The organism is Pseudomonas sp. RA_105y_Pfl2_P56 (assembly GCF_963970845.1).
Lineage (GTDB): Bacteria > Pseudomonadota > Gammaproteobacteria > Pseudomonadales > Pseudomonadaceae > Aquipseudomonas > Aquipseudomonas baetica_A.
On the sequence record NZ_CAXAPL010000014.1, the window covers coordinates 95,624 to 111,084 of the forward strand.

General features: G+C 59.6%; 17 protein-coding genes. 6 read left to right on the forward strand and 11 right to left on the reverse strand.

Annotated elements, in window-relative coordinates:
• Positions 1-390: 390 nt before the first annotated feature.
• A complete protein-coding gene (locus tag AACY11_RS12145) occupies positions 391-831 on the reverse strand; it encodes a hypothetical protein (RefSeq protein ID WP_339433525.1) in 441 nt (146 codons plus the stop codon).
• Between AACY11_RS12145 and AACY11_RS12150 the strand changes: the two genes are divergently transcribed.
• Complete coding sequence (locus tag AACY11_RS12150; RefSeq protein ID WP_339433526.1) at positions 830-1,285, forward strand: tRNA (cytidine(34)-2'-O)-methyltransferase; 456 nt, start codon at positions 830-832, stop codon at positions 1,283-1,285. The genes AACY11_RS12145 and AACY11_RS12150 overlap by 2 nt on opposite strands.
• Before the next feature lie 122 nt (positions 1,286-1,407).
• Here AACY11_RS12150 and secB read toward each other — a convergent pair whose 3' ends face one another.
• From secB to AACY11_RS12165, 3 genes are read right to left on the reverse strand one after another with little or no spacing between them, the layout of a single operon-like run.
• Positions 1,408-1,893: a protein-export chaperone SecB gene (gene secB, locus AACY11_RS12155; protein WP_339494854.1), complete on the reverse strand. Its 486-nt coding sequence runs from the start codon at positions 1,891-1,893 to the stop codon at positions 1,408-1,410.
• A 56-nt stretch (positions 1,894-1,949) separates the two neighbouring features.
• Positions 1,950-2,204, reverse strand: a complete 255-nt coding sequence (grxC, locus tag AACY11_RS12160; RefSeq protein WP_221733140.1) for a glutaredoxin 3 — start codon at positions 2,202-2,204, stop codon at positions 1,950-1,952.
• 1 nt (position 2,205) lies between these two features.
• Positions 2,206-2,619, reverse strand: coding sequence for a rhodanese-like domain-containing protein (locus AACY11_RS12165; RefSeq protein ID WP_339494856.1), 414 nt, complete (start codon positions 2,617-2,619; stop codon positions 2,206-2,208).
• Positions 2,620-2,772: 153 nt separating this feature from the next.
• Here AACY11_RS12165 and gpmI point away from each other — a divergent pair, with 153 nt between their 5' ends.
• From gpmI to AACY11_RS12190, 5 genes are all read left to right on the forward strand, one after another.
• Complete coding sequence (gene gpmI / locus AACY11_RS12170) at positions 2,773-4,302, forward strand: 2,3-bisphosphoglycerate-independent phosphoglycerate mutase (RefSeq protein ID WP_339494858.1); 1,530 nt, start codon at positions 2,773-2,775, stop codon at positions 4,300-4,302.
• A gap of 241 nt (positions 4,303-4,543) precedes the next feature.
• Positions 4,544-5,830: a murein hydrolase activator EnvC family protein gene (locus AACY11_RS12175; protein WP_339494859.1), complete on the forward strand. Its 1,287-nt coding sequence runs from the start codon at positions 4,544-4,546 to the stop codon at positions 5,828-5,830.
• 34 nt (positions 5,831-5,864) lie between these two features.
• Positions 5,865-7,184: a S41 family peptidase gene (locus AACY11_RS12180; protein WP_339433532.1), complete on the forward strand. Its 1,320-nt coding sequence runs from the start codon at positions 5,865-5,867 to the stop codon at positions 7,182-7,184.
• 2 nt (positions 7,185-7,186) lie between these two features.
• The gene (locus AACY11_RS12185; protein WP_339433533.1) at positions 7,187-7,963 is read left to right on the forward strand and encodes a divergent polysaccharide deacetylase family protein; all 777 of its coding nucleotides are present in this window, start codon (positions 7,187-7,189) and stop codon (positions 7,961-7,963) included.
• A gap of 118 nt (positions 7,964-8,081) precedes the next feature.
• Positions 8,082-9,455 carry a Vps62-related protein gene (locus AACY11_RS12190; protein ID WP_339494861.1) on the forward strand — a complete coding sequence of 458 codons (1,374 nt, stop codon included), beginning with the start codon at positions 8,082-8,084 and terminating at the stop codon, positions 9,453-9,455.
• Here the strand turns inward: AACY11_RS12190 and AACY11_RS12195 are convergent.
• The 7 genes from AACY11_RS12195 to AACY11_RS12225 form a co-directional block, all read right to left on the reverse strand.
• Positions 9,436-10,191, reverse strand: coding sequence for a substrate-binding periplasmic protein (locus AACY11_RS12195; protein WP_339433535.1), 756 nt, complete (start codon positions 10,189-10,191; stop codon positions 9,436-9,438). The two genes, AACY11_RS12190 and AACY11_RS12195, sit on opposite strands and share 20 nt — an antisense overlap.
• An 82-nt stretch (positions 10,192-10,273) precedes the next feature.
• A complete protein-coding gene (hisF, locus tag AACY11_RS12200; RefSeq protein WP_095058287.1) occupies positions 10,274-11,044 on the reverse strand; it encodes an imidazole glycerol phosphate synthase subunit HisF in 771 nt (256 codons plus the stop codon).
• Positions 11,045-11,053: 9 nt separating this feature from the next.
• Positions 11,054-11,791 (reverse strand): 1-(5-phosphoribosyl)-5-[(5-phosphoribosylamino)methylideneamino]imidazole-4-carboxamide isomerase, encoded by a 738-nt coding sequence (hisA, locus tag AACY11_RS12205; protein ID WP_339433536.1) that lies wholly within the window; start codon positions 11,789-11,791, stop codon positions 11,054-11,056.
• Between the two features lie 42 nt (positions 11,792-11,833).
• Complete coding sequence (locus tag AACY11_RS12210; protein ID WP_221733149.1) at positions 11,834-12,094, reverse strand: DUF2164 domain-containing protein; 261 nt, start codon at positions 12,092-12,094, stop codon at positions 11,834-11,836.
• Positions 12,095-12,733 (reverse strand): imidazole glycerol phosphate synthase subunit HisH, encoded by a 639-nt coding sequence (hisH, locus tag AACY11_RS12215; protein WP_025110934.1) that lies wholly within the window; start codon positions 12,731-12,733, stop codon positions 12,095-12,097.
• Positions 12,733-13,326 carry an imidazoleglycerol-phosphate dehydratase HisB gene (hisB, locus tag AACY11_RS12220; RefSeq protein ID WP_339494862.1) on the reverse strand — a complete coding sequence of 198 codons (594 nt, stop codon included), beginning with the start codon at positions 13,324-13,326 and terminating at the stop codon, positions 12,733-12,735. The genes hisH and hisB overlap by 1 nt, the downstream gene beginning before the upstream one ends.
• 284 nt (positions 13,327-13,610) lie before the next feature.
• Positions 13,611-15,275 carry an OFA family MFS transporter gene (locus tag AACY11_RS12225; RefSeq protein ID WP_339494863.1) on the reverse strand — a complete coding sequence of 555 codons (1,665 nt, stop codon included), beginning with the start codon at positions 15,273-15,275 and terminating at the stop codon, positions 13,611-13,613.
• Between the last annotated feature and the right edge of the window lie 186 nt (positions 15,276-15,461).

The following is a 15,461-nucleotide window of genomic DNA, read 5'->3' on the forward strand; positions in this document are numbered from 1 at the left end:
GCCGGCGCCGGGCGGATGGCATCAACGCTTGCATCCCCGGAAGAGCCGGCTCGCGGATGAGGATTATCGAGAGAAATACCCGAATTGGCGCCTCGGCGGCCCGATGGGCCGGGGAGCAAAGTGTCCGCCTGAACCGATCGGCTCGAGCTACCTGGAACATCCACGTGGGTACTGCCACCGCGAGGTGGTTTTACTGGCATGTTTTTCATCCTTGAAGAACTCGCCCTTGGCATTCGCTCAAGGGACGAAGGTTCCGGCATCCTGCCGGTTTGAAAGAGAAGCGCACGATAGCGCGCACTAGCGATGAAGAAGAGCGGAAAGGCAGACTTGTGTGGTAGGAAACGGCATCAATCAGCGTGGGAGTGAACCAGCAGGACGGTAAGCCTCGGCTCAGTTCGCGTGCAGTCGAATCTCCAGCCGCCAGCGGTCATCGAACTTGCTGCCGGCCCATTCTGCTTGCAGCGGCCGCGCCGCCAGTACTGTCAGCAGCAGCCCACCGTCACTTGCTCGCGTACGCCAATTCACATCTTTGCCATTGAGCTTGAGCTGACCTTTCTGCGCGCGGCCTTCGGCCTGAAACAACAACGCCACCGCACCATCGACGATCTCGCCGTGCAACTTGGGCTCGTTGTTGAACCACACCACCAGGCCATCGTCGGTGACGTCAACCTGCTGCAGCACGCTCGGATCCGGCGTGGTCAGGCGACCGATCATCAAACCGATCATCAAACCGACAATCGCCAGCGAACCGATCACCCGCGGGAATAGTTTCGAACGCGGGTCCGCTTGCGGCGTAGAATGCGCGTCATCTTTACCTTCGGAGCCGTGCATGTTTCACGTCATCCTTTTTCAACCAGAAATTCCGCCGAATACCGGCAACGTTATCAGGCTGTGCGCCAACAGCGGCTGCCACCTGCATTTGATCGAACCGCTGGGCTTCGAGATGGACGACAAGCGCTTGCGCCGGGCCGGTCTCGACTACCACGAATATGCCACGCTGCAACGTCACGCCGACCTTGCCAGTTGCCTGGAGAGCCTGGGCAATCCACGCTTGTTCGCGTTCACCACCAAGGGTTCGCGGCCATTCCATGATGCCGCGTTCGTCCCGGGCGATGCGTTCATCTTCGGCCCGGAAAGCCGTGGCCTGCCGCCAGAGGTACTCGACGCCCTGCCCACCGAACAACGCCTGCGCCTGCCTATGCGCGAAGGCTGCCGCAGCCTGAACCTGTCCAACACCGTGGCAGTGGCCGTGTACGAAGCCTGGCGCCAGAACGGTTTCAAATAACACCGCAAAACAAATGTGGGAGCGGGCTTGCTCGCGAAGGGGCCGTATCAGCTGACATCAATGTCGCCTGACACACCGCTTTCGCGAGCAAGCCCGCTCCCACAAGGGTGTTGCTTAACCGTTTACTGAACGGTCGGGGCCTCGCCGCTTTCCTGCATGCGCTGCAGCTCTTGCGCGTACAGGGCATCGAAGTTCACCGGAGCCAGCATCAGTGCCGGGAACGAACCACGGGTCACCAGGCTGTCCAGGGTTTCACGGGCGTACGGGAACAGGATGTTCGGGCAGAACGCACCCAGGGTGTGGCTCATCGACGATGGGTCGAGGTTCTTGATCAGGAAGATACCGGCCTGTTGCACTTCAGCGATGAAGGCCACTTCGTCGCCGTTTTTCACGGTCACGGACAGGGTCAGCACGACTTCAAAGAAATCGCCTTCCAGCTCTTTCTGGCGAGTGTTCAGATCCAGACCGACGCTCGGATCCCACTGCTGGCGGAAGATCGCCGGGCTTTTCGGGGCTTCGAAGGACAAGTCGCGTACGTAGATGCGCTGCAAGGAGAATTGCGGTGCGGTTTCTTCTTCGCTGGCTGCAGTGTTCTGTTGGTCAGTCATCTCAGATCCTTTCTGATCTTGGGTCTTTAGGGAGTGCTGTACGTGGGTGCAGCCGTTCAGGCCTTAAGCAGCGCGTCGAGCTTGCCCGCGCGCTCCAAGGCATACAAATCGTCACAACCGCCGATGTGCTTGCTGCCGATCCAGATCTGCGGCACGGACGTGCGTCCGGCTTTCTGGGTCATTTCGGCGCGCACCTGCGGCTTGCCATCGACCTTGATCTCTTTGAAGGCCACGCCTTTGTTCGCCAGCAGGTACTTGGCTCGCGAGCAGTAAGGGCAGTAATCGCTGGAGTAGACGATGACTTCGCTCATATCACTTCACCAGCGGCAGGTTGTCGCCTTTCCAGCTGGAAATCCCGCCGGACAGCTTGGCGGCGGTGAAGCCGGACTTCAGCAGCTCGCGGGCGTGGGTGCCAGCGGTCTGGCCCTGGGCGTCGACCAGAATGATGGTCTTGGCCTTGTGTTTTTCCAACTCGCCGATACGAGCAACCAGCTTGTCCTGGGGAATGTTGATCGCGCCAACGATATGGCCAGCGGCGTAATCTTTCGCCGGACGGATGTCCACCACCACGCCTGCATCTTTATTGACCAGCGCGGTCAGCTCGCCGGTGCTCAGGCTTTTACCGCCGCCCTGCATCGTGTGCACCAGCAGCAGAGCCAGCAGTACGACGAAGATACCGACAAGAATGTAGTGGTTAGTGGCAAATTCAATCAGGTGAGCAACCATCGAAGGAGGTTCCAGGGCGTTAAAATGTCGGCCAGTATACACAGCCACTATGGTGGGCCAAACCCCGTCCGGCGGTGACGCCGTCGGAACTTCGCTTTAAACTCCTACTCCCTTTTCCATCTCCCCCTTCTTTATTAGCCACGAGTGGATTCCATGACTACCACGCCTAAACCTTTGGTTCTGATGATTCTCGACGGCTTCGGTCACAGTGACAGCCACGAATCCAATGCCGTTTATGCGGCGAAAAAGCCTGTACTCGATCACCTGTGGGCCACCGTGCCAAACGGTTTGATCTCGGGCAGCGGCATGGACGTCGGCCTGCCGGACGGCCAGATGGGCAACTCCGAAGTCGGCCACATGAACCTCGGCGCCGGTCGCGTGGTGTATCAGGACTTCACCCGAGTGACCAAATCGATCCGCGACGGCGAGTTCTTCGAGAACCCGACCCTCTGCGCCGCTGTGGATAAAGCCGTGGCCGCCGGCAAAGCCGTGCATTTCATGGGCCTGCTGTCCGATGGCGGCGTACACAGCCATCAGGATCACCTGATCGCCATGGCCGAACTGGCCTTCAAGCGCGGCGCCGAAAAAATCTACCTGCACGCCTTCCTCGACGGCCGCGACACCCCGCCAAAAAGCGCCGCTTCGTCGATCGAACTGCTCGATGCGACGTTCAAAGCGCTCGGCAAGGGACGCATCGCCAGCATCGTCGGCCGCTACTTCGCCATGGACCGTGACAACCGCTGGGATCGTGTATCCCAGGCCTACAACCTGATCGTCGACGGCCACAGCGAATTCAACGCCGCGACCGCTCAACAAGGCCTGGAAGCGGCTTATGCGCGCGGCGAGAGCGACGAATTCGTCAAAGCCACCACCATTGGCGAGCCGGTGAAGGTCGAAGACGGCGACGCGATGGTATTCATGAACTTCCGTGCCGACCGCGCCCGCGAGCTGACCCGCGTGTTCGTGGAAGACGATTTCAAGGAATTCGAACGCGCCCGCCAACCCGAACTGGCCGGTTTCGTGATGCTGACCCAGTATGCCGCGAGCATCCCGGCACCGTCTGCTTTTGCTCCCGGCAGCCTGGAAAACGTGCTGGGCGACTACCTGGCGAAAAACGGTAAAACCCAACTGCGCATCGCTGAAACCGAAAAATACGCGCACGTGACCTTCTTCTTCTCCGGCGGTCGCGAAGAACCGTTTCCCGGCGAAGAGCGCATCCTGATCCCGTCGCCGAAAGTCGCCACGTACGACCTGCAGCCGGAAATGAGCGCGCCTGAGGTGACCGATCGCATCGTCGACGCCATCGAAAACCAGCGTTACGACGTGATCGTGGTCAACTACGCCAACGGCGACATGGTCGGCCACAGTGGCGTGTTCGACGCGGCGGTGAAGGCAGTTGAATGCCTGGACACCTGCGTCGGGCGCATCGTCGAAGCGCTGGAAAAGGTCGGCGGCGAAGCATTGATCACTGCCGACCACGGCAACTGCGAAAAAATGTCCGACGAAGAAACCCACCAGGCACACACCGCGCACACCACCGAGCCGGTGCCGTTCATTTATGTCGGCAAGCGCGACCTCAAGGTCCGTGAAGGCGGCGTGCTGGCGGACGTAGCGCCGACCATGCTGAAACTGCTGGGCCTGGAAAAACCGGCTGAAATGACCGGTACTTCGATTCTGGTCTGACCCTCAACAACAAAACACCGCAAACCCCTGTGGGAGCGGGCATGCTCGCGAATGCGCAGTGTCAGTCAACATCAACGTTGCCGACACACCGTATTCGCGGGCAAGCCCGCTCCCACATTGGTTTTGCGCTATTTTCAATAGCGAATCGGCTCCAGTTATCACACAGCCCCAATTGGGCGTTTTTTTTGCAGCGTCGGGCGGGCATACTAGGCCGTCCCTTACCCTGGTACCGCCCGCCCCTATGCTTCGCGTCCTGATCGCCCTTGCTCTGACATGCCTGCTCCAAACGGCCTTCGCTGACGAGCGCGCGCAAACCCAACAGCAACTGGACGCCACGCGCCAGGACATTGCCGAGCTGAAAAAGCTGCTGGGCAAGCTCCAGGAAGAAAAATCCGGCGTTCAGAAAGAGCTCAAGGGCACCGAAACCGAGATGGGCAAGCTGCAGAAGCAGGTCGATGCCCTGCAAAAGGAACTGCGCAAGAGCGAATCCGAGCTGCAGCGGCTCGATGAGGAGAAAAAAAAACTCCAGAGCGCGCGCACTGAACAGCAGCGACTGATCGCGATCCAGGCCCGAGCGGCCTACCAGAACGGTCGCCAGGAATACCTCAAACTGCTGCTCAACCAGCAGAATCCCGAGAAATTCGCCCGTACCCTCACCTATTACGATTATCTGAGCCAGGCCCGCCTGGAGCAGTTGAAGAACTTCAACGAAACCCTGCGCCAACTGGCCAGTGTCGAAAAAGACATCGCCATGCAACAAGCGCAGTTGCTGGTACAGAAAAGCAGCCTGGACACCCAGCGCGAAGCGCTGGAAAAAGTCCGCAAGGAGCGCCAGCAAGTCCTCGCCAAACTCAACGACGACGTGAAAGCACGCGATCAGAAACTCGCCGCTCGCGAGCAAGATCAGGCAGACCTGTCTAAAGTCCTTAAAACCATTGAAGAAACCTTGGCCCGCCAGGCCCGTGAGGCAGAAGAGGCGCGACAAAAAGCGCTGATCGCCCAGCAGGAAGCGGAAAAAAAGCGTTTGCGTGAGGCGCAAGCTGAAAACAGCGATGCCCCACGCAAACCCGCCAGATCAACCTCCGGCCCTTTGGTGTCCAGCCGCGGCGAGACCTTCGGTGGCCCTTTTGCTGCAACCCGGGGAAAACTTCCTTGGCCGGTTGATGGTCGACTACTGGCGCGCTTCGGTGAAAGCCGTGGCGATGATGCCCGCACCAAATGGGACGGCGTGATGATCAGCGCCTCCGCCGGCAGCCAGGTGCATGCCGTACATGGCGGGCGCGTGGTGTTCGCCGACTGGTTGCGCGGTGCCGGGCTGCTGGTGATCCTCGATCATGGCAACGGGTATCTGAGTCTTTACGGTCACAACCAGACGCTGCTCAAGTCGGCCGGCGACGTGGTAAAAGCCGGTGAGTCCATCTCCACTGTGGGTAACAGTGGCGGCCAGGACACACCCGCACTGTATTTCGCAATTCGTCAGCAGGGTCACCCGAGTGATCCGGCGCAATGGTGCCGCGCGCAAGGATAGGCGTTGAGTCACCAACTTTAGGAGTTCGTTCGACATGCTGCATTTGTCCCGTCTTACCTCGCTGGCCCTGACGATCGCCCTGGTGATCGGCGCGCCTCTGGCGTTCGCCGCTCAGCCGGCCCCGGTCGTCGCTCCGGCAGGCACTGCCGCGACCTCCAAGGCACCGCTGCCGCTGGAAGAGTTGCGCACCTTTGCCGAGGTCATGGACCGGATCAAAGCTGCTTATGTCGAGCCGGTGGACGACAAGACGCTGCTGGAAAACGCCATCAAGGGCATGCTCAGCAATCTTGATCCGCACTCCGCCTATCTGGGTCCTGAAGACTTTACGGAATTGCAGGAAAGCACCAGCGGCGAGTTCGGCGGTCTGGGTATCGAAGTCGGTTCCGAAGACGGTTTCATCAAAGTCGTCTCGCCTATCGACGACACGCCCGCCTCGAAGGCCGGTATCAAGGCCGGTGACTTCATCGTCAAGATCAACGGCCAGCCGACTCGCGGCCAGACCATGACCGAAGCCGTGGACAAGATGCGCGGCAAGATCGGCCAGAAAATCACCCTGACCCTGGTGCGCGACGGCGGGACACCGTTCGATGTGACCCTGGCGCGCGCGGTGATTCAAGTGAAGAGCGTCAAGGCACAGTTGCTGGAATCGGGCTACGGCTACATTCGCATCACCCAATTCCAGGTCAAGACCGGCGAAGAGGTTTCCAAGGCCCTGATCAAGATGCGCAAGGACAATGGCAAGAAGCTCAGCGGCATCGTTCTTGACCTGCGTAACAACCCCGGTGGCGTGCTGCAGGCGGCGGTGGAAGTGGTCGACCACTTCATCACCAAAGGCCTGATCGTCTACACCAAAGGCCGGATCGCCAACTCCGAACTGCGCTTCTCCGCCACTGGCAAGGACGAAAGCGAAGCGGTGCCGATGGTCGTTTTGATCAACGGTGGCAGCGCCTCGGCCTCGGAAATCGTCGCCGGCGCCCTGCAGGATCAGAAACGCGCCGTGATCATGGGCACCACCAGTTTCGGCAAAGGTTCGGTACAGACCGTGCTGCCGCTGAACAACGATCGCGCGCTGAAGATCACCACCGCCCTGTACTACACGCCGAACGGCCGCTCGATCCAGGCTCAGGGCATCGTCCCGGACATCGAAGTGCGCAAGGCGAAGATCACCAATGAGGCGGATGGCGATTACTTCAAGGAAGCCGATCTGCAAGGCCACTTGAGCAACGGTAACGGCGGCGCCGACAAACCGACCAAATCCGGCACCAAGGCCAAGGCCATGCCGCAGGATGACGATTACCAGTTGGCCCAGGCCCTGAGCCTGCTCAAAGGCCTGAGCATTACGTCCGGCCGTTGAGGATGTCTTTGCGTTTCGTCTTCGTCCTGTTGTGCTGTCTGGCGGGTGCTGTGCAAGCAGAACCCGCCAGCCCCACGCCTCACAAAGCCTACCTGACACTGATCATCGACGATCTGGGGCAAAACCTGCCTCGGGATCGCCGTGTGCTTGCGCTACCCGGCCCGGTGACCACGGCGATCATGCCCGACACGCCGCATGCCACCGAGTTTGCCCGCGAAGCCCATCGCGCCGGCAAGATCGTTATCCTGCACATGCCCATGGATCCGGCGACCGGCCCCTACGCCTGGCTTCCGGAACTGCCTATCGAAGCGCTTGAGAAGCGCCTGAACGCCGCCTTCAAAAAGGTCCCTTACGCGGTCGGCATCAATAACCACATGGGTAGCCGCATGACGTCCCAACCGGCGGCGATGGCGTGGTTGATGGGCGAGTTGCAGCGCCGGCACAAATTCTTCGTCGACAGTCGCACCAGCGCGCAGACAGTGGCCGCACAACAAGCACAGAAGATTGATCTGGCGAGTGTTTCGCGGGATGTATTCCTCGATGACGAACGCACTGAAGCGGCGATCTTCACGCAGTTGCAGACTGCGATCACCCTGGCCCGCAAGCAGGGCTCGGCCGTCATGATCGGCCACCCTTATCCACAGACCCTCGCTGTGCTGGAGCGCGAGCTGCCCAAACTCGCAGCTCAGGGCATCGAGTGGATCGACATCAAGCAGATGATCAGTGTGCGCAGTAACCGCGCCATGGTCGGCCATGGCAAAGACGGCATTTATCGGTAACACCCTGATACGTTGCTCAATACATAGTTACCGCCAGACACTTGACCCAATTCCCGATAGTGAGACCTGCAACAGGTCGCGACTCCGCTGAGTCGCCTTTCTACTTTCAGGATTGACTATGACGACCCACGAACCAATCCCCTCGCCCGCAGGGCAGGTTGACTCCATAAAGATCGATAACCTTCTGATCAACTTCACGACGGAGTTTCTCCGTGTCTGGGATACCGCCGGTTTGCGTACAAAACCGGCCGCGTTCTGGCACCCCACTCCGGCACCCGATCTACTGCCAGGCTATTTCCCCTTGGGCGATGTCGCCGCTGCCGGCCATGGCAACATCAACGGAAAAAGAGTGGTGGTTGTGGCTCGCGAAGCTGACACACCCAGCGCTGACCCCACCAAAGGCAAGGCACTGCGCCGCCCCGACGATTTCGAGTTGATCTGGAAAGATGCAGGTTCAAGATCGAAGAAAGACCTCTCGATTTGGCGACCGATCCCCCCCGAAGGCTACGTGGCGCTGGGTTCGGTCTGTTCAAACGACCACGAAAAACCTTCGTTCAACGCTGTTCGTTGTGTCCGCGCCGACCTGGTGATCGCGTCAGCGACCAGCGAACTGGCATGGAACGACAAGGGGAGCGGTGCACGACAAAGCATCAGCGCCTGGCATGCCGTTCCGCCAACCGCCGCAACAGGTGAAATCCACCTGGCCCCCGGCACCTTTGTGGGATTTTCCGGTTACTCAAAACCCGAGAATTTCCTCGTCTACTCGCTACGCATGCAGATCCCGATCAAGGTCAATCCGAAGCCTGTGGCGCCGCTGCTTTGCGGGGAAGTACCGACCCTGCCGGAGGCACCGGATCAGCCTACATACATCGCCGAACTTCCGTGGTTCACGATAAAAGACCCATTGCTGTCGCCACTCGAGCAGCTAAGCAGATCGCCTTTGTATCTTCTGGAGCGCACGGATCAGTATTTGCTCGTCGGCCATGCCCACAACGCCGAAAACGAGAGCAGAACGTTCAGGTGGGTAGCGCCTCGTGCGCAGCGAGCGGGAAGCCTGCGGTCATTCACCTACAACACCTCTGTCGAATTTGGTGCTCAATGGCAAACCAACTTGCCCAACCCGTTCCTGTTTTCGGCAAGGCTGAACCATGATTTCACCCAGTGCGAAATACACTCGAACGAATGGCTCAACGCAGCCGCCATTGACGTTGTAGCGGTTGTGGACAAACAAAAGTCCGTGGCGATTTACCTGATTCAGAGCGATTACAGGCTGCGGCGTACCGACGGTACACCTGTGACCAGTGGTTTCAGTTACACCGATGGCAACAGCTTGCACATCAGCCAGTACGTACCTGAAATGCCTGAAGCCATTGTCGTTCCCGAACAGGAACCAGAAGCGCAAATGCCCCTGGACACTCTGGCAGCAGACGACGAACCCGCCGCCCCGCTACCCGAGCCAGAATTGCCGACGGCTACAGATACCGCGCCATGATGTCGTCCACCACGCCTTCTTTGCGCAGTTGGTCCAGTGCGGCCTGAAGCCTGGCAACGACTTCGTCCGAGACATCTTTGTTCAATGCCAGATACAACTGCGCACTGTTGAAGCGCAGCACGGTCTTGAGTCCGCTCACACCATCCTGCCGCGCCAGATAACGCCCGGCAGGATCACCCGTTGCCCACAGGTCGATCTGGCCGCTGACCAGTTTCTTGGCGTTGTCCTGATCGCGCAGTACGACCACCGGCTTCAAGCCTTGTTTGGTCAGCGTCTCGGCAATCGCATCGCCCTTATAGGCGCCGATCTTGTACTTGCGTGCGTCATTGAGCGTTTCGAGGGTGATCTTGCTGTCAGCCTTGGCCAACAGGATCCAGTCGTCAGGGCCGATCGGGCCGACCCACTTAAAGAGCCTCTCGCGATCCGGCAGTCGCGCCATCACGAAGGCACCGTAACCGGGATTTTCCAGCGCCAGCTTGTACACTCGCTCCCAAGGGAAGCGCAGGGTCAGGCTGTAAGTAATGCCGGCACGCTGGAACATCTCGCGCACGATATCGGTAGCGATACCGTTGATGTTCTCGCCCTGGGCGAAGTTCTTGCCGTTCTTCGCCATGTTGTACGGCGGGAAGTTTTCGGTGAGAAGCACCAGATCGGTGTCAGGACTGGTTTCGGCCCGGGCCGGGCTGAGCAACAACACAGAGGCACTGGCGAGAACAAGAAGCAGGCGTTTGATCATGTCGGGCTACCGGAATCCATGGCGTGCCCAAGAGTGCCTTGGGTACGCCATGGTGTCCACTGGCCTGTACCGATTTTGGCGCTTAGCGCATCACGATGGCGCGATGAGCCATATACGCCTTGGCTTCCTGCACGGTGTATTCGCCGAAGTGGAAAATACTCGCCGCCAGCACCGCGCTGGCGTGGCCTTCAATAATGCCGTCGGCCAGATGCTGCAGGTTGCCGACGCCGCCGGAAGCGATCACCGGAATACCCAGTGCATCGCTGATGGCACGGGTCACGCCGAGGTCAAAGCCGTTTTTCATGCCGTCCTGATCCATGCTGGTCAGCAGGATCTCGCCGGCACCCAGGCCTTCCATTTTCTTCGCCCACTCGACCGCGTCGAGACCGGTCGGCTTGCGACCGCCGTGGGTGAAGATCTCCCAGCGCGGGGTTTCACCCGGGCCAGAAACCTTCTTGGCGTCAATGGCGACGACGATGCACTGCGAGCCGAAATGCTGCGCGGCTTCGCCGACGAACTCCGGGTTGAACACCGCCGCGGTATTGATCGACACCTTGTCGGCACCGGCGTTGAGCAGGTTGCGGATGTCCTGCACGGTACGCACGCCACCGCCGACGGTCAGCGGGATGAACACCTGGCTGGCCATGCGTTCGACGGTATGCAGCGTGGTGTCGCGGCCATCGACGCTGGCGGTGATGTCGAGAAAGGTAATCTCGTCGGCACCCTGCTCGTCATAGCGACGGGCAATTTCCACCGGGTCACCGGCATCGCGGATGTTTTCGAACTTCACACCTTTGACGACCCGGCCGTTGTCCACGTCCAGGCAAGGGATGATGCGTTTGGCCAGCGCCATGGTCAGTCCTCAGCCTTGGTACGAATCGCAGAAAGCTTGCGCTTGGGCGACGTCGAGGGTGCCTTCGTAGATCGCCCGGCCAGTGATGGCGCCGATGATGCCTGGCGCCTTGGCGTCGAGCAGCGACTTGATGTCACCCAGATTGTGAATGCCGCCGGACGCGATCACCGGGATCTTGGTAGCGGCAGCCAGCGCAGCGGTAAACGGTACGTTGCAGCCCTGCATCATGCCGTCTTTGGCGATGTCGGTATAAACGATCGAGGACACGCCGTCGGCTTCAAACTGCTTGGCCAGATCGATGACCTGGACGGTGCTGATTTCAGCCCAGCCATCGGTGGCAACAAAACCGTCTTTGGCATCGAGGCCAACGATGATCTTGCCCGGGAACGCGCGGCAGGCTTGAGCGACGAACGCCGGATCTTTAACGGCTTTGGTGCCGATGATCACGTAGCTCACGCCCGCCTTGACGTAGTGTTCGATGGTTTCCAGCGAACGGATGCCGCCACCGATCTGGATCGGCAGGTTCGGGTAGCGCTTGGCGATGGCGGTGACCACTTCGCCATTGACTGGCTGGCCTTCGAACGCGCCATTGAGATCGACCAGATGCAGACGACGGCAACCGCCCTCCACCCACTTGGCAGCCATGCTCACCGGGTCATCGGAGAACACTGTGGAATCTTCCATGCGGCCCTGGCGCAGACGTACGCAGGCACCGTCTTTAAGATCGATAGCGGGAATAATCAGCATCTGGCAAACCTTCAAATTTGAATGTTCAGCTTGGCTCGGAAATCAGTTTTTCTCGAGCGCCCACAGGTCGCTTTCGATGCTTTCAAACCGCTCTTTGAGGTGGGTCTGCACATCGAAAATCGCCCTGTTGTAATAATGCGGAGCGATTTCGCGGGTAAACAGCTCAAGAATCTCCGCCGCTTCGAATGACCCGAGGTCAAGTTCGAAACGATCCTCCATGAACCGCTTGATCTTGTGACTGGCCTCGCTCTCCTGCTCGGGAGTGAGGGTCAGGATCGGCGGTTTGGATTTCTTGACGGCCATTTACCAACGACCATCCCACGCGGCGAAGTTCTGCAGCAATTGCAGGCCATGGGTATGGCTCTTCTCCGGGTGGAACTGCACAGCGAAACGCGAGCCATCGGCCAGCGCCGCAGCGAAATCAACGCCGTAATGACCGCCACCGACCACCTGCCGCGCATTGGCGGCGGCGATGTAGTAGCTGTGCACGAAGTAGAAACGCGCCATGTCCGGAATGTCATGCCACAGCGGGTGGCTGACCTTCTGCTTCACTTCGTTCCAGCCCATGTGCGGGACTTTCAGGTGTTCGCCGTCTTCGTGCAGGTCTTTGCCGAAGAACTTCACCGCCCCCGGAAACAGGCCGATGCAGTCGACGCCGTCGTTCTCTTCGCTGGTGTCGAGCAAGGCTTGCATGCCGACACAGATGCCGAGGAACGGGCGATCCTGGCTGACTTCACGCACCAGCGAGTCGAACCCCAGACGACGTATCTCCGCCATGCAATCGCGAATCGCGCCGACGCCGGGGAACACCACGCGGTCGGCTTCGCGGATCACATCCGCATCGCTGGTGATCAGCACTTTGCCGGCACCGACGTGCTCAAGGGCCTTGGCCACCGAGTGCAGGTTACCCATGCCGTAATCGATCACTGCAACCGTCTGCATTACAGAACGCCTTTGGTCGATGGCATCTGCCCGGCCATGCGTTCATCCAGCTCGACGGCCATGCGCAGCGCGCGGCCGAAAGCCTTGAACACGGTTTCGATCTGGTGGTGAGTGTTGGTGCCACGCAGGTTGTCGATGTGCACACTGACCAATGCGTGATTGACGAAACCCTGGAAGAACTCCTGAAACAGGTCAACGTCGAAGCCGCCGACGGTGGCGCGGGTGTATGGCACATGCATCTGCAAGCCTGGACGGCCGGAGAAGTCGATCACCACACGCGACAGCGCTTCATCGAGCGGCACGTAGACATGGCCGTAACGACGGATGCCTTTTTTGTCGCCGATGGCTTTGGCGAAGGCCTGGCCGAGGGTGATACCGACGTCTTCCACCGTATGGTGATCGTCGATATGCAGATCGCCCTTGCATTCGATATCCAGGTCGATCAACCCGTGACGGGCGATCTGATCCAGCATGTGCTCAAGAAAAGGAACACCGATATCAAATCGGGCCTTTCCGGTGCCATCAAGGTTGATCGAGGCTTTGATCTGGGTTTCCAGAGTGTCGCGCTCGACAGACGCCTTACGTTCGGCCATCACCAGCTCCGCAAAATCATTGGGCGAAAAAGGCAGCCATTATAGGGGCGCGGGGCCGAAACAGAAACACGAGACGCAATATGGCTGACGGATAGAATCCCCGGCTGTCGCGGGTAGACATGTCCATACAAGCCATTACAGGCCCCCCAAAACAACTGTGGGAGCGGGCTTGCTCGCGAAAGCGCTGGATCAGCCGACATTGATGTCGACGGACAGAACGCCTTCGCGAGCAAACCCGCTCCCACAGAAGTAAGTGCTGGCCTGAGAGATCTCAGGCCATTGACTCAGTGAAACAGTACCGCTGTCTTCTGCAGGGTCACCCACACACCCCACGCCAACGGAATACCTACCGCCAGCCACGCAGCAATCGCCAGCGGCTTGTTGCCCGGGGCGGCCTTCCACTCCAGAACGGTGGTCCCATCAGCACCTTTGTCGTGACCCAGCGCCTGTTCGGCAGCCAGTTCGGCGTCGGACATGAAGTACTTGTCGGCCACCGGGCGCACCATCAGATTGCACAGGAAGCCCAAGACCAACAGGCCTGCGAGGATGTACAGGGTAATGTCGTAAGCGGCCGCGCGTTCAACGCCGATGCTCAACTGATACTCACGCAGGTAGTTCACCAGCACCGGGCCGAGTACACCGGCCGCAGCCCAGGCAGTCAGCAGACGACCGTGGATCGCACCGACCATTTGCGTGCCGAACAGGTCGGCCAGATACGCGGGGACGGTCGCGAAACCACCGCCGTACATCGACAGAATGATGCAGAACGCCGCCACGAACAGCGCAACGTTGCCCAGGTGGCCGAGGTTGGGGATCAGCGCGTACAGCGCAAAACCGAGGGCGAAGAACACGAAGTAAGTGTTCTTGCGACCCAGGTAGTCCGAGAACGAAGCCCAGAAGAACCGGCCGCCGATGTTGAACAGGCTCAGCAGACCGGTGAAACCGGCAGCAATGGCGGCAATCGAAGCCAGTTGCCCGGCGTCCAGTTGACCAAACGGCACGTCAACACCCAGCAACTTGCCGCCGAACACTTCCTGCAGCAGTGGCGAAGCCATGCCGAGAATGCCGATACCGGCCGACACGTTCAGGCACAGCACCAGCCACACCAAACGGAATTGCGGGGTTTTCCACGCCACATTCACGTGTACGTGACGGTGGGTGATCATCGAGTTGGAGGCTTTTTTCGCCGGAGCGGTCCAGCCTTCAGGCTTCCAGCCGGTTGGCGGTACGCGGTAGGCCAGGGCGCCACCGATCATGAACACGAAGTAGATCGCTGCCATGACCGCAAAGCTTTGCCACACACCGACACTTTCAGGCGAGGCGAAGTGACTCATCAGTGCCGTTGCCAACGGTGCACCCACCATCGCGCCACCACCGAAACCCATGATCGCCATGCCAGTCGCCATGCCGCGCTTGTCCGGGAACCACTTGATCAGGGTCGACACTGGCGAGATATAGCCCAGACCCAGGCCGATACCACCGATCACACCGGAGCCGATCCACATCAGCCAGATCTGGTGGGTATAGATACCCAGCGCCGAAATCAGCAGACCGCCGCACCAGCACAACGCCGATACAACACCCGCCTTGCGCGGCCCGGCGTGTTCAAGCCAGCCACCCCAGATCGCTGCCGAGCAGCCGAGGAAGATGAAGAACAGGGTGTAGATCCAGCCGAGCATCGAGATCGGCCAGTCGCATTGCGAGGAAAAAACTTGTGCGATGAAGCTCATGTCCGGCGCGCAAGCCACCGGAGCGGTAATGCCCAGCGCCTTGGACAGCGGCAACCAGAACACCGAAAAGCCGTAGGCCATGCCGATGCACAGGTGGATGGCCAAGGCGGCCGGTGGCACCAGCCAGCGGTTGAAACCGGGCTTGGCGATGATGCGTTCCTTGGACAGGAACGCAGGCTGGTCGGCTTTGAAGCCGTCCGCCGTTATGCTCGTGCTCATTGTGTATCCCCCAATTATTAGAATGGTTCGCCAGCCACTGCTCACCCTCGGCCTTATGCACGCAGGCACGACCGTTTTTTAAGGTGAAGCTCCCTGAAGGCGCGACGTTAAGTCGCAGAAGGACGGACGAACGCGCGAAGGTTACCATTTGCAGATGACAGAAAAACCAAACTGATATCACCTTTT

What these genes read in the sequence shown, in the direction of transcription:
- AACY11_RS12150 (WP_339433526.1), top strand. Translation starts at nt 830, where the DNA reads ATGTTTCACGTCATCCTTTTTCAACCAGAAATTCCGCCGAATACCGGC.
- AACY11_RS12145 (WP_339433525.1), bottom strand. Translation starts at nt 831, where the DNA reads ATGCACGGCTCCGAAGGTAAAGATGACGCGCATTCTACGCCGCAAGCG.
- secB (WP_339494854.1), bottom strand. Translation starts at nt 1,893, where the DNA reads ATGACTGACCAACAGAACACTGCAGCCAGCGAAGAAGAAACCGCACCG.
- grxC (WP_221733140.1), bottom strand. Translation starts at nt 2,204, where the DNA reads ATGAGCGAAGTCATCGTCTACTCCAGCGATTACTGCCCTTACTGCTCG.
- AACY11_RS12165 (WP_339494856.1), bottom strand. Translation starts at nt 2,619, where the DNA reads ATGGTTGCTCACCTGATTGAATTTGCCACTAACCACTACATTCTTGTC.
- gpmI (WP_339494858.1), top strand. Translation starts at nt 2,773, where the DNA reads ATGACTACCACGCCTAAACCTTTGGTTCTGATGATTCTCGACGGCTTC.
- AACY11_RS12175 (WP_339494859.1), top strand. Translation starts at nt 4,544, where the DNA reads ATGCTTCGCGTCCTGATCGCCCTTGCTCTGACATGCCTGCTCCAAACG.
- AACY11_RS12180 (WP_339433532.1), top strand. Translation starts at nt 5,865, where the DNA reads ATGCTGCATTTGTCCCGTCTTACCTCGCTGGCCCTGACGATCGCCCTG.
- AACY11_RS12185 (WP_339433533.1), top strand. Translation starts at nt 7,187, where the DNA reads ATGTCTTTGCGTTTCGTCTTCGTCCTGTTGTGCTGTCTGGCGGGTGCT.
- AACY11_RS12190 (WP_339494861.1), top strand. Translation starts at nt 8,082, where the DNA reads ATGACGACCCACGAACCAATCCCCTCGCCCGCAGGGCAGGTTGACTCC.
- AACY11_RS12195 (WP_339433535.1), bottom strand. Translation starts at nt 10,191, where the DNA reads ATGATCAAACGCCTGCTTCTTGTTCTCGCCAGTGCCTCTGTGTTGTTG.
- hisF (WP_095058287.1), bottom strand. Translation starts at nt 11,044, where the DNA reads ATGGCGCTGGCCAAACGCATCATCCCTTGCCTGGACGTGGACAACGGC.
- hisA (WP_339433536.1), bottom strand. Translation starts at nt 11,791, where the DNA reads ATGCTGATTATTCCCGCTATCGATCTTAAAGACGGTGCCTGCGTACGT.
- AACY11_RS12210 (WP_221733149.1), bottom strand. Translation starts at nt 12,094, where the DNA reads ATGGCCGTCAAGAAATCCAAACCGCCGATCCTGACCCTCACTCCCGAG.
- hisH (WP_025110934.1), bottom strand. Translation starts at nt 12,733, where the DNA reads ATGCAGACGGTTGCAGTGATCGATTACGGCATGGGTAACCTGCACTCG.
- hisB (WP_339494862.1), bottom strand. Translation starts at nt 13,326, where the DNA reads ATGGCCGAACGTAAGGCGTCTGTCGAGCGCGACACTCTGGAAACCCAG.
- AACY11_RS12225 (WP_339494863.1), bottom strand. Translation starts at nt 15,275, where the DNA reads ATGAGCACGAGCATAACGGCGGACGGCTTCAAAGCCGACCAGCCTGCG.